This is a genomic window from Streptomyces sp. T028 (assembly GCF_048159505.1).
GTDB lineage: Bacteria > Actinomycetota > Actinomycetes > Streptomycetales > Streptomycetaceae > Streptomyces.
This window is the reverse complement of sequence record NZ_JBLRVZ010000076.1, coordinates 39,873-52,642: the sequence shown is the minus strand read 5'-3', so window position 1 is coordinate 52,642 and position 12,770 is coordinate 39,873. Positions and strand designations below refer to the sequence as shown.

Sequence of the window (12,770 nt, the reverse complement as noted above, 5' to 3'; positions counted from 1 at the left end):
GATCTGAAGATCCGGGCCTCTCCTACTGCGGTCCTGACGGGATTTGAACCCGCGGCCTCCACCTTGACAGGGTGGCGAGCACTCCAAACTGCTCCACAGGACCAGGTTTCGCGGCACTTTGTGTCGCGCTGTGCTGCGAGAAGGACTGTACAGGAGGGTGAGCCCCCTGGTCGAACTCACCCTCCGCACGGGCTCCGTCACGGAGCGGCGGCGTCGATCGCCTTCACGATCCGCTTGTCCGAGACCGGGTAGGCCGTGCCCAGCGCGTGGGCGAAATAGCTGACCCGGAGCTCCTCGATCATCCAGCGGATGTCCAGGACCGAGGAGGGGACGGGCCGGCCCCGGGGCAGCTGCTCCAGGAGCCAGGCGTACTCGTCCTGCATCTCGTGGACCTTCTCCATGCGGGTGGTGTCCCGCTGGACGCCCGTGGGCATCTGCTGCAGACGCCGGTCGGCGGCCACCAGGTAGCGCATCAGGTCAGGCAGCCGGCGCAGGCCCGCCCAGGTCACGAAGCCCGGCTTCACGAGGGCGTCCAGCTGCTTGCGCACGTCCGTCAGGTTCGCGAGCAGCGCGGGGCTGCGTACGGACTTCAGGCGGCGCTCACAGGCCTGCCAGGCGGCCAGCACCTGCTGCACCTGCCCGACGGTCCGCACGGTCGCGTCGACGATCTCCGCGCGCACCTTGTCATACAGCTTCCGGTACGACTCCTCGTCCCACGCCGGCCCGCCGAAGTCGGCGATCAGCTTGTCCGCCGCCGCCATCGCGCAGTCGTCGAACAAGGCCTGGATCGAACCGTGCGGATTGGCCGACAGAGCGAGCTTCTGAGCGTTCGTAAGCTTTTCGGACGCGAACTTCGCAGGGTTGACCGGGATGTTGCGCAGAACGAGCCGCCGGGTGCCCTTCCACATCGCCTCCGCCTGCTCCTCCTCCGTGTCGAAGAGCCGTACGGAGACGGTGTCGCCGTCGTCGACCAGGGCCGGGTACGCCTTCACCGGCTGGCCCGCGCGGCGCGTCTCGAACACCCGGGTCAGGGAACCGATCGTCCAGTCCGTCAGCCCCTTGCGCTCCAGCGACTCACCGCCCTGCCGTACGGCGGTGGCGGCGGCCGCCTGGGAGATGGCCTGGCGGGCCTTCGGCTTCAGCCGCAGCTTCAGCGCCTCCAGATCCTTGTCCTCGGCCAGCTTGCGGCGCCGCTCGTCGACGATCCGGAAGGTGATCTTCAGATGGTCGGGAAGCTTCGACCAGTCGAAGTCCTCGGCCTCGAAGGGGACACCGACCATCCGCTTGAGCTCGCGGGCCATGGCGGTGGTGAGAGGCTCCTGGAGAGGGACCGCCTGGTCCAGGAAGCGCTTCGCGAAGTTCGGCGCCGGTACGTAGTTGCGGCGGATCGGCTTCGGCAGGGAGCGGATCAGCTCCGTGACGACCTCCTCCCGCAGGCCCGGGATCTGCCACTCGAAGCCGTCGTCCGTGACCTGGTTGAGGACTTGGAGAGGGACGTGGACCGTCACACCGTCCGCGTCCGCACCCGGCTCGAACTGGTACGTCACCCGGAACTTCAGCTGTCCCTGACGCCAGGAGTCGGGATAGTCGGCCTTGGTGACCGCCTCCGCCGACTCCCGGATGAGCATCTCCCGCTCGAAGTCCAGGAACTCGGGCTGCTCGTGCCGCTTGCGCTTCCACCAGGAGTCGAAGTGCGCCCCGGACACGACGTGTTCGGGCACCCGCTGGTCGTAGAAGTCGAACAGCGTGTCGTCGTCGACGACGATGTCCCGGCGCCGGGCCCGGTTCTCCAGCTCCTCGACCTCGCTGAGGAGCCTGCGGTTGTCGGCGAAGAACTTGTGGTGTGTGCGCCAGTCGCCCTCGACGAGTGCGTTGCGGATGAAAAGCTCGCGGCTCGTCTCCGGGTCGATCCGGCCGTAGTTGACCTTCCGCTGGGCGATGATCGGTACGCCGTACAGCGTGACCTTCTCGAACGCCATCACGGCCGCCATGTCCTTCTCCCAGTGAGGCTCGCTGTACGTCCGCTTCAGAAGGTGTTCGGCGAGCGGCTCGACCCACTCCGGCTCGATCTTCGCGTTGACCCGCGCCCAGAGCCGGGACGTCTCGACCAGCTCGGCCGACATGACGAACCGGGGCGTCTTCTTGAAGAGCGCCGAACCGGGGAAGACCGCGAACTTGGCGCTGCGCGCGCCCAGGTACTCGTTCTTGGAGCCGTCCTTCACGTCCTTCATGCCGATGTGCGACAGAAGGCCCGCGAGCAGGGAGACATGGATGCTGTCGCCCGGGGCGTCCTGCTCGTTGGGATGGATGCCCAACTGCTTGGCGACCGTTCGCAGCTGCGTATAGATGTCCTGCCACTCGCGGATGCGCAGGAAGTTCAGGTACTCCTGCTTGCACATCCGGCGGAAGGACGACGAGCCGCGCTCGCGCTGCTGCTCACGGACGTACCGCCACAGATTGAGGTACGCCAGGAAATCGCTGGTCTCGTCCTTGAAGCGGGCGTGCTGCTGGTCGGCCTGGGTCTGTTTGTCGGCAGGGCGCTCGCGTGGGTCCTGGATGGACAGCGCGGCGGCTATGACCATGACCTCGCGGACACAGCCGTTCTTGTCGGCCTCCAGGACCATCCGGGCCAGGCGTGGGTCGACGGGCAGCTGGGCCAGCTTGCGGCCGGTCTGCGTCAGCCGCTTGCGCGGGTCCTGCTGGGCCGGGTCCAGGGCGTTCAGCTCCTGGAGCAGCTGGACGCCGTCGCGGATGTTGCGGTGGTCCGGCGGGTCGATGAACGGGAACTTCTCGATGTCGCCGAGGCCGGCCGCGGTCATCTGCAGGATGACGGAGGCGAGGTTCGTACGGAGGATCTCGGCGTCCGTGAACTCCGGGCGGGCGGTGAAGTCGTCCTCGGTGTAGAGGCGGATGCAGATGCCGTCGCTGGTGCGTCCGCAGCGGCCCTTGCGCTGGTTGGCGCTGGCCTGACTGATCGGCTCGATGGGCAGGCGCTGCACCTTGGTGCGGTGGCTGTAGCGGCTGATCCGGGCGAAGCCGGGGTCGATGACGTATTTGATGCCCGGGACGGTGAGGGAGGTCTCGGCGACGTTGGTCGCCAGCACGATCCTGCGGCCGGTGTGCGGCTGGAAGACGCGGTGCTGCTCGGCGTGCGAGAGACGGGCGTAGAGGGGGAGTACCTCGGTGAACCGGTACTGCTTCTTCTCCAGCGCGTCCGCCGTGTCCCGGATCTCCCGCTCACCGGAGAGGAAGACGAGGATGTCGCCCCGGCCCTCGGCCTGGAGTTCCTCGACGGCGTCGCAGATGGCGGTGATCTGGTCCCGGTCGGCGTCCTCGGAGTCCTCCTCCAGGAGGGGCCGGTACCGCACCTCGACCGGATACGTCCGCCCGCTGACCTCGATGATCGGGGCGTCGCCGAAGTGCCGGGAGAAGCGCTCGGGATCGATGGTCGCCGAGGTGATGACGACCTTCAGCTCGGGCCGCCGCGGCAGCAGCTGCGCCAGGTACCCCAGCAGGAAGTCGATGTTCAGGGACCGCTCGTGGGCCTCGTCGATGATGATCGTGTCGTAGGCGCGCAGTTCGCGGTCCGTCTGGATCTCGGCGAGCAGGATGCCGTCCGTCATCAGCTTCACGAACGTGGCGTCCGGGTTCACCTGGTCGGTGAAGCGGACCTTCCAGCCGACGGCCTCACCGAGCGGCGTCCGCAGCTCCTCGGCGACGCGCTCGGCGACGGTGCGGGCGGCGATCCGACGGGGCTGGGTGTGCCCGATCATGCCGCGCACCCCCCGCCCCAGCTCCAGACAGATCTTCGGGATCTGGGTGGTCTTCCCGGACCCGGTCTCACCGGCGACGATGACGACCTGGTGATCACGGATGGCGGCCGCGATCTCGTCCTTCTTCTGGCTGACCGGGAGCTGCTCGGGGTACGTGACGGCCGGGACACGGCCGCGCCGCAGGACCATCCGCTCCTCGACCTGTGCGACCTCCGCCTCGATCTCGGCGAGGACGGCGGCACGGGCCTCCGGCTTGCGGATCTTGCGCGCGCCTTCGAGCCTGCGCCCGAGCCGGTGCGCGTCGCGCAGGGACAGCTCGGTCAGGCGGGGGGCGAGGGCGCCGAGGGCGGGGGCAGGATGCGTAGACATACGCGGTCCAGGATCTCATCCCGGCGAAATTCGTGGCGAACCCTTTTGCCCACGGAGACGGGCCGCGCCCCTCGGCACCTCAGGAGCCACGCTGCGCCGAAGGTGAGGCGGACGTGTCGGCCGAAGCGAGGGCCGCGGCCTCGGCGCGGCGCTGGGGTTCCGCGAGGGCGATGGACTTCGCCGTGTTGGACACGGCCTTGATGCCCAGATACGCGGTGGTCGTGCTGCTCACGGCCGTGAAGGCGGCGGTCAGCACCCCGACGATCACCGAACGGTCCCCGTCCAGCTGCCAGACCCCGAAGGCCGCGATCCCGGCGATCGCGAGATTGCTGACGATCACCGCCATCAGCCCGTACCGAGCCCGGTCCTTCTCCAGTGCGACGCTCCCGCTCACGCGCTCCCCGCCCCTCCACAACACACCGACGGGCACGAACGTACCGGATCTTGCCCGCCCGCACGGAGCCCACACAGACCGGCAGTTGGCGGAGTCCACCCCACCGCACGACAACGAAAGACCCCCGCCGGTGTCGGACTGCCGTCAGCCTCGTGCCACCAGTTCGATTTCGATGGGGGCCGCCGATTCGAGGTCGATGGTGTCGCCTTCTTCTTCCGCGTCCGGATGGTGCGGCTGATCGACCGGCAACACGATCAACAGGGTGTGAGGCCTCGGTAGCCACCCCACGTCGATCGGCGGGTCGTAGCGACCGATGTCAACGATACGTACGAGGGTTTCCGGGACGCCCACCACACAGGTGCTGCCGACCTCCAAAAGCCGTGGATCAGGGGTGGTCTGAAAGAGCCCGTTCCACTCGCTGGTGTGCTCAGAGCGAGGGATCGCCCTCAGGCCGTTCCACTTGAGCTCGGACTCGGGATCGATCTGTGCCCATGGCCACTCGACTGTGACGTCGAACGGGGTCGCATGCACGACCCGGGTCGGTGCGGGTGGGCAGCTCACTCTCAGGACGTCGCCCACTTTGAACTGTTGGCCATGGGTGTCCTCGGCCATGGTGTGTTCTCCCCTCCGCGATGACGGGGCAACGAAAGACCCCCGCCGGAATCCCGGCGGGGGTCTTTTCGCTGTTCGGCGTTGTGGCTGGGGCCGGGGTCGAACCGGCGACCTTCCGCTTTTCAGGCGGACGCTCGTACCAACTGAGCTACCCAGCCGCGAGGTTTCACGTGAAACCTCAGCGGTCCTGACGGGATTTGAACCCGCGGCCTCCACCTTGACAGGGTGGCGAGCACTCCAAACTGCTCCACAGGACCAAGCTGTTGCGTACGACAGTGTCGCACACGATGTTGCGTGCCCCCAACGGGATTCGAACCCGTGCTACCGCCTTGAAAGGGCGGCGTCCTAGGCCGCTAGACGATGAGGGCTATCGGCCCGCCTGGGCGCTTCTCAGCGCGTCGGGGACGTGAGAAGCATATGGGATGGCGGGAGGGATCGCCAAAACGGTTTACGGGGAGGGGGTGGGAGGGGTGGAGGACGAGGCTGGGCTGGGGGAGGCTCCGGGCTGGTTTTCCTTCGGGAGGTGGCGGCTGACCTCTGCCGTCGTCAGGCCCAGGCCGCCCAGTTTGATCTCGTCCCAGGCCTGGAGGCGCTTGCTGTCACGGTCGAAGTAGAGGATCGACGCCTCGATGGGGTCGGGGTACTCGCCCTCGACGGCGCGCAGGCCGCTGCCGCCCGTCGAGCCCTCCACGCGCAGGCGGGTGCCGTTCTTCATGATCTCCATCTGCTCGTGGTGGAGATGGCCGGAGAGGACCAGGGGGACCGTGCCGTCCGTGCGGCGGGCCGCGGACGGTTCGTGGACGACGGCCACGTCCACCGGGGTGCCGGCGGCCGTCTCGGTGCGCAGCGCCTGTGCCAGCCGGTCGCCCGCCACCTCCTGGGACGCCCCGGCGCCCGGCACCGAGGAGCGGTCGGGGGTGAACTGGGGATCGCCCATGCCCGCGAAGCGCAGCCCGGCGATGGTCTCGGCCCGGCCGTCGTCGAGGACGTGCACGTTCTTGACGCGTTCCAGGTAGCTCTGCGTGACGCGGGAGTCGTGGTTGCCGCGGACCCAGACGTACGGCGCGCCCAGGTCGGCGATGGGGTCGAGGAAGCCGTTCTCGGCGGACGTGCCGTGGTCCATGGTGTCGCCGGAGTCGACGATCACGTTCACCTTGTACTGCTCCACCAGCGAGGCGATGATCTTCCAGCTCGCGGGGTTGAGATGGATGTCGGAGACGTGCAGGACGCGGACCGTGGTGGGGTCGGGCTGGTAGGCGGGGAGGGTGGAGGTGACGTCGTAGAGCTTGGTCACGTTGGTGACCAGGCGGGCCAGTTCCTGCTGGTAGACGTCGAACTCGGTGACGATGCTGCGGGCGTTGCCGACGAGAGAGGGCGCGGAGGAGAGCAGGCCGGAGAAGCGTGGCTCCAGGACCGACTTGGGGTTCCAGGTGGCGTACGCCGTGGCGCCCGAGGCGGCGAGCAGGGTCAGGGCGAGGCCGCCTGCGGCGAGGGCGCGGCGCGGGCGGCGGTAGACGGCCAGGCCGAGGGCGGTGGCGCCGGAGACGACGGCGACGCAGGAGCGGACGGCGAGGTCGAGGGTGCCGTGCTCGACGTCGTGGGCGACCTCGTCCTGGAGGCCGGAGAGGCGCTCGGGGTGGTCGACCAGGGCCTGTGAGCGGGCGGGGTCGAGCTGGTCGACGTTGACGTCGAGGCGGACCGGGGCGGTGTGGCTGTCGAGGGTCAGCGCGCCGAGCGGGGAGACGTTGATCTTCGTGCCGCCGGTGAGGGAGGGGCGCAGGGTCATCGTCGTGTTCATGGGGCCGACCGGCACGCGTACGTTCCCGACGACCAGCAGGCCCAGCCAGGCGCCCAGCAGGACGACCGCTGCGAGGCCCAGCGCGCGGGACCAGCGGGACCAGGGACGGGGGGCGAGTTCCAGAGTGGGGGCGGTGGCGGTCGGTGTGGCAGAGGGCGTACGGGGGACGCGGACGCGGGCCATTGGTGCCGTATGCCCGGGGTCGTGTTCGGGTATGCGGCCGGGTGGTGGCGGTCGGAGTGCGCCGGTGTCCTCGCCGGCCGACGGTTTGTTCTCCTCCGAGGGCGGTGGTGTACCCGACAATGGGCCTGTGCTGGAGATGACGCGCGAGGAGTTCGAGGAACTGGTCGCCGAGGCGCTGGACCGGATTCCGCCGGAGTTGACACGGCTGATGGACAACGTCGCCGTGTTCGTCGAGGACGAGCCGCCGGCGGACGATCCCGAGCTGCTCGGGCTGTACGAGGGGACTCCGCTCACGGATCGCGGCGAGTGGTACGCGGGCGTGCTGCCGGACCGGATCACGATCTACCGGGGGCCGACGCTGCGGATGTGCGAGACGCGGGAGGAGGTCGTCGAGGAGACCGAGGTGACGGTGGTGCACGAGATCGCCCACCACTTCGGCATCGACGACGCACGGCTGCACGCCCTCGGCTACGGCTGACGGCTACGGCTGACGGCAACGGCTTACGGCGGCGGTGCTCACGGCCACGGCTGAACGGGGCGCGTGTCCTCCCGCGGGCGGTGGGAGTTGGTGAGGTTGACTCACTTGCGCCTGCACCGGAGGTGGCCCCGTGCCCCCCATGTACGTACCCGTTCGCCTGGCCGCCACCGTCCTGGCCGTCGCCGCTGCCGCCGGCTGTATGAGCGTGGGGGACGACGCGGGCGGCCCGGCCAAGCCGTCGCACTCGGCGGGGCAGCGGAGTGGCGTGGAGCCCGACGGGGGGCCGGCGGGTGTGGGCGGCGGCTACATGGGCGCCGCGGGCGGGGACGGCAAGCACGGGCACGGGAAGGGCCGGGGCAAGCACGGGGCGAGCGCCTCGGCGTCCGCGTCCGCCTCGCCGTCCGCGGGCGGCAGCGCGTCGGCGTCCGCGGGGCCGGCCAAGCCGGGGCGGACCGTGAAGCCGGGTGAGCCGACGCCGACGAACGAGCAGCCGACGACGCCCGGCTCGCCCGACCCGGAGCCTCCGGCACCGTCCCCCGAGCCGCCGTCCCCCGTGCCGGACCCGACGGTCGCGGAGCCCTCCTCCTCCGCGCACGAGGAGACCGGCGGTGGAACGGGCCCCCAGCTGATCCAGCGGGAGCCGGCCCCGGAGGCGGCGCCGCCGGTGTAGCGTCGGCGGCGCCTGTGGCGGTCCGTGGGCCGCGCGGTGACGTGACGAGGGTCTCGTAGGTACCCGGGCGCCTTGATTTGCCTTCGGTGGGGCAGGGTGCGTATGGTGGTAGATCGTTTGATCCCATTTGCCCGGCGCCACCGCAGAGCGCGCCGTGTGGCGCGTACTCTCCCTTGCCGTGGCGGACCGCATTGAGGCGGTCGTAATGCGAACACGGAGTTGACGGGCGCGTGCCGACGAGACTCCGGAAGGTTTCGCTTACGCATGTCCATTTCCAGTGCCGATCACGCCGTCCTGCCCGAGGACATCCAGGCCGTCGAGGCCGTCGAGAACGAGGCGATCGAGAACATCGGCAGCGTTGAACTCGACGAAAAGATCCTCGACGACGAGATCGTCGAGACCGTCGAGGTCGACGACATCGTCGAGGTCTCCGACGAGACCCCCGAGATCACCTTCGCCGACCTGGGCCTGCCCGAGGGCGTGGTGCGCAAGCTCGCGCAGAACGGTGTGACGGTCCCCTTCCCGATCCAGGCCGCGACCATCCCGGACGCCCTGGTCGGCAAGGACATCCTCGGCCGTGGTCGCACCGGCTCCGGCAAGACCCTCTCCTTCGGTCTGCCGACCCTGGCCACGCTGGCCGGCGGTCGCACCGAGAAGCACAAGCCCCGCGCCGTCATCCTCACCCCCACCCGTGAGCTCGCGATGCAGGTCGCGGACGCCCTCCAGCCGTACGGCGACGTCCTCGGCCTGAAGATGAAGGTCGTCTGCGGCGGTACGTCCATGGGCAACCAGATCTACGCCCTGGAGCGTGGCGTCGACATCCTCGTCGCCACCCCGGGCCGGCTGCGCGACATCATCAACCGCGGCGCCTGCTCCCTGGAGGACGTGCAGATCGCCGTCCTCGACGAGGCCGACCAGATGTCCGACCTGGGCTTCCTGCCCGAGGTGACGGAGCTGCTCGACCAGGTGCCGGCCGGCGGCCAGCGCATGCTCTTCTCCGCGACCATGGAGAACGAGATCAAGACCCTCGTCGACCGCTACCTGAACAAGCCGGTCTCGCACGAGGTCGACGCCGCCCAGGGCGCCGTCACCACCATGTCGCACCACATCCTGATCGTGAAGCCCAAGGACAAGGCGCCGGTCACCGCCGCGATCGCCTCCCGCAAGGGCCGCACCATCATCTTCGTCCGCACCCAGCTGGGCGCCGACCGCGTCGCCGAGCAGCTGCGCGAGGCCGGCGTGAAGGCGGACGCGCTGCACGGCGGCATGACGCAGGGCGCGCGGACCCGGACCCTCGCCGACTTCAAGGACGGGTACGTCAACGTCCTGGTCGCGACCGACGTCGCCGCCCGGGGCATCCACGTCGACGGCATCGACCTGGTCCTCAACGTCGACCCGGCGGGCGACCACAAGGACTACCTGCACCGGGCCGGCCGCACGGCGCGCGCGGGCCGTACGGGCACGGTCGTGTCCCTCTCCCTGCCGCACCAGCGCCGTCAGATCTTCCGGCTGATGGAGGACGCCGGCGTCGACGCCGCGCGCCACATCATCCAGGGCGGTGCCGCCTTCGACCCGGAGGTCGCCGAGATCACCGGCGCCCGCTCGATGACCGAGGTCCAGGCGGAGTCCGCGGGCAACGCGGCGCAGCAGGCCGAGCGCGAGGTCGCCCACCTCACCAAGCAGCTGGAGCGGGCGCAGCGCCGCGCGACAGAGCTGCGTGAGGAGGCGGACCGGCTGGTCGCCCGGGTCGCCCGTGAGCGCGGCGAGGACCCCGAGGCGGCGGTGGCCGAGGCGCAGGAGCAGGCCGAGGCCGAGGTGCAGGCGGCGGTCGAGGCGGCCTCCGTCCCCGAGCAGCCGGTCGCGCGGGACGTCGACCGGATCGCCGACCGCGGCACGGACCGGGGCACGGACCGGGGCGCGCGCGAGGAGCGCACGCCGTCCACGCCGTCGTACGAGCGCCGTGAGCGCCGTGACGACCGGGGTGGCCGTTCCTTCGAGCGCCGCGATGACCGCGGTGGCTTCCGCCGTGACGACCGCGACAACCGTGGCGACCGTGGCTTCAGCCGCGACAACCGTGACGACCGCGGCGGCCGTTCCTTCGAGCGCCGTGACGACCGGGGTGGCCGTTCCTTCGAGCGTCGTGGCGACCGCGACAACCGTGGCTTCAACCGTGACCGCGACAACCGTGGCTTCAGCCGCGACAGCCGTGACGACCGGGGTGGCCGTTCCTTCGAGCGCCGTGACGACCGGGGCGGCTTCCGCCGTGACGACCGGGACAACCGCGACAACCGTGGTGGCGGCTTCAACCGCGACAACCGCGACCGTGACGACCGGGGTGGCCGTTCCTTCGAGCGCCGTGACGACCGGGGCTTCGAGCGCCGTGACGACCGGGGCGGCTTCCGCCGTGACGACCGTGCCGGTCACCGTGGCAGCGACCGCCCGTTCAACCGTGACCGCCGCGACGACCGCCCGGGCTTCCGCTCCGGCGGCCACGACCGTCCGTTCGGCCGCCGTGACGACCACCGCGGTGACCACCGTGGCAGCGGCTCCTTCGGCCGCCGCGACGACAAGCCGCGCTGGAAGCGCAACGGCTGACGCCGGCCGCTAACCGGCTGACCGAAGGGCCTGTACGACTCCCCGTCGTACGGGCCCTTTCGGCATCCGGGCCACCGACCGCACTTTTCAGCCAAGTTGTGACGTGTGTCACGCCCGCGGTGCGGGCATTGCTGGGAGCATGACAGATGAAGGCACAGGAAGCGGCCTCTCTGACGAGGAGCGGCTGGCTCAGCTCGGTTACACGCAGGTTCTCGCCCGCCGTATGTCGGCGTTCTCCAACTACGCGGTCTCCTTCACGATCATCTCGGTCCTCTCCGGCTGTCTGACCCTCTACCTCTTCGGGATGAACACCGGCGGCCCCGCGGTGATCACCTGGGGCTGGGTGGCCGTGGGCCTCATGACCCTCTTCGTGGGCCTGTCGATGGCCGAGATCTGCTCGGCGTACCCCACGTCCGCGGGCCTGTACTTCTGGGCCCACCGGCTCGCCCCGCCCCGGACGGCCGCCGCGTGGGCGTGGTTCACGGGCTGGTTCAACGTGCTGGGCCAGGTGGCCGTCACTGCGGGCATCGACTTCGGCGCGGCGTCGTTCCTGGGGGCGTACCTCAACCTCCAGTTCGACTTCGAGGTGACGCCGGGGCGCACGGTCCTGCTCTTCGCCGGGATCCTCGTCCTGCACGGCCTGCTGAACACCTTCGGCGTGCGGATCGTCGCGCTGCTGAACAGCGTCAGCGTGTGGTGGCACGTGCTCGGCGTGGCGGTGATCGTCGGAGCCCTGGCTCTCGTACCGGACCACCACCAGTCCACGTCCTTCGTGTTCGGCGAGTTCGTCAACCACACGGGCTGGGGCAGCGGCCTCTACGTGGTGCTGCTGGGCCTCCTGATGGCCCAGTACACCTTCACCGGCTACGACGCCTCCGCCCACATGACCGAGGAGACGCACGACGCGTCCACCGCCGGCCCCAAGGGCATCGTCCGCTCCATCTGGACCTCCTGGATCGCCGGCTTCGTCCTGCTGCTCGGCTTCACCTTCGCCATCCAGTCCTACGACGGCGCCCGCACCTCCGCGACCGGCGCACCGCCCGCCCAGATCCTCCTCGATGCCCTCGGCGCCACGGCGGGCAAGCTGCTGCTCCTGGTGGTGATCGGCGCCCAGCTCTTCTGCGGGATGGCCTCGGTGACCGCCAACAGCCGCATGATCTACGCGTTTTCGCGGGACGGCGCGGTGCCCTGGGCGCACGTCTGGCACACGGTCAGCCCGCGCACCCGGACCCCGGTGGCGGCGGTCTGGCTGGCGGCGGGCGGCGCGCTGGTCCTCGGCCTGCCGTACCTGATCAACCTCACGGCCTATGCGGCGGTGACCTCCATCGCCGTGATCGGCCTCTACATCGCCTACGTCATCCCGACGCTGCTGCGGATCCGCAAGGGCGAGGCCTTCGAACGGGGCCCGTGGCACCTGGGCCGATGGTCTCAGGTGATCGGCGTGGTGTCGGTGGCGTGGGTCGCGGTGATCACCGTGCTGTTCATGCTGCCGCAGGTCGCCCCGGTCACCTGGGAGACCTTCAACTACGCCCCGGTCGCCGTCCTGGTCGTCCTGGGCTTCGCGGGGGTGTGGTGGCAGGTGTCCGCCCGGGAGTGGTTCCTCAATCCGGACCACGAACGGACCATCGCCCGCGAGACGGCCCGGGCCGGAAAGACCCCCTGACCGTCACGTCGGTGACCGATCTCCACCGCTCGTGCCCCTCGGCGCGGCCGTGTCCCCCGATACCCGATCGGAGACACGGCCGTGTCCGGCTATGCTCGGGTAGGCAACATCGCCTGGGCCGTTAGCTCAATTGGCAGAGCAGTGGACTTTTAATCCATTGGTTGTGGGTTCGAGTCCCACACGGCCTACCGAGGTCAGAGCCGCTTTGCGGTTCTGACCAGCGGTTTCGTGGGCC

The 12,770-nt window shown here is 69.8% G+C and carries 8 protein-coding genes and 5 tRNA genes; 5 read left to right on the top strand and 8 right to left on the bottom strand.

Annotated elements, in window-relative coordinates:
- Nucleotides 1–28 precede the first annotated feature (28 nt).
- The 8 genes from ACLZN2_RS48205 to ACLZN2_RS48170 form a co-directional block, all read right to left on the bottom strand.
- Nucleotides 29–103, bottom strand: a tRNA-Asp gene (locus ACLZN2_RS48205).
- Nucleotides 104–197: 94 nt separating this feature from the next.
- Complete coding sequence (gene hrpA / locus ACLZN2_RS48200; protein ID WP_416986410.1) at nt 198–4,142, bottom strand: ATP-dependent RNA helicase HrpA; 3,945 nt, start codon at nt 4,140–4,142, stop codon at nt 198–200.
- A 79-nt stretch (nt 4,143–4,221) separates the two neighbouring features.
- Nucleotides 4,222–4,536, bottom strand: coding sequence for a hypothetical protein (locus ACLZN2_RS48195; protein ID WP_416986409.1), 315 nt, complete (start codon nt 4,534–4,536; stop codon nt 4,222–4,224).
- Between the two features lie 144 nt (nt 4,537–4,680).
- On the bottom strand, nt 4,681–5,148 hold the full coding sequence (locus ACLZN2_RS48190; protein WP_416986408.1) for a hypothetical protein: 468 nt from the start codon (nt 5,146–5,148) through the stop codon (nt 4,681–4,683).
- An 84-nt stretch (nt 5,149–5,232) separates the two neighbouring features.
- Nucleotides 5,233–5,306, bottom strand: a tRNA-Phe gene (locus tag ACLZN2_RS48185).
- Nucleotides 5,307–5,330: 24 nt separating this feature from the next.
- Nucleotides 5,331–5,405, bottom strand: a tRNA-Asp gene (locus ACLZN2_RS48180).
- Between the two features lie 38 nt (nt 5,406–5,443).
- A tRNA-Glu gene (locus ACLZN2_RS48175) sits at nt 5,444–5,516 on the bottom strand.
- Nucleotides 5,517–5,596: 80 nt separating this feature from the next.
- Nucleotides 5,597–7,129, bottom strand: coding sequence for a metallophosphoesterase family protein (locus ACLZN2_RS48170; protein ID WP_416986407.1), 1,533 nt, complete (start codon nt 7,127–7,129; stop codon nt 5,597–5,599).
- Nucleotides 7,130–7,256: 127 nt separating this feature from the next.
- On the opposite strand from ACLZN2_RS48170, the gene ACLZN2_RS48165 reads away from it, so the two are divergent.
- The 5 genes from ACLZN2_RS48165 to ACLZN2_RS48145 all read left to right on the top strand — a co-directional run bounded on the left by ACLZN2_RS48165 (nt 7,257) and on the right by ACLZN2_RS48145 (nt 12,723).
- A complete protein-coding gene (locus ACLZN2_RS48165; protein WP_003999986.1) occupies nt 7,257–7,607 on the top strand; it encodes a metallopeptidase family protein in 351 nt (116 codons plus the stop codon).
- Between the two features lie 130 nt (nt 7,608–7,737).
- Complete coding sequence (locus tag ACLZN2_RS48160; protein ID WP_416986406.1) at nt 7,738–8,277, top strand: hypothetical protein; 540 nt, start codon at nt 7,738–7,740, stop codon at nt 8,275–8,277.
- 264 nt (nt 8,278–8,541) lie between these two features.
- Entirely contained in the window at nt 8,542–10,872 is a 2,331-nt protein-coding gene (locus tag ACLZN2_RS48155) for a DEAD/DEAH box helicase (protein WP_416986405.1), read from the top strand.
- A gap of 139 nt (nt 10,873–11,011) precedes the next feature.
- The gene (locus ACLZN2_RS48150; protein ID WP_416986404.1) at nt 11,012–12,535 is read left to right on the top strand and encodes an amino acid permease; all 1,524 of its coding nucleotides are present in this window, start codon (nt 11,012–11,014) and stop codon (nt 12,533–12,535) included.
- Between the two features lie 115 nt (nt 12,536–12,650).
- Nucleotides 12,651–12,723: transfer RNA gene (locus tag ACLZN2_RS48145), tRNA-Lys, on the top strand.
- Nucleotides 12,724–12,770 lie beyond the last annotated feature (47 nt).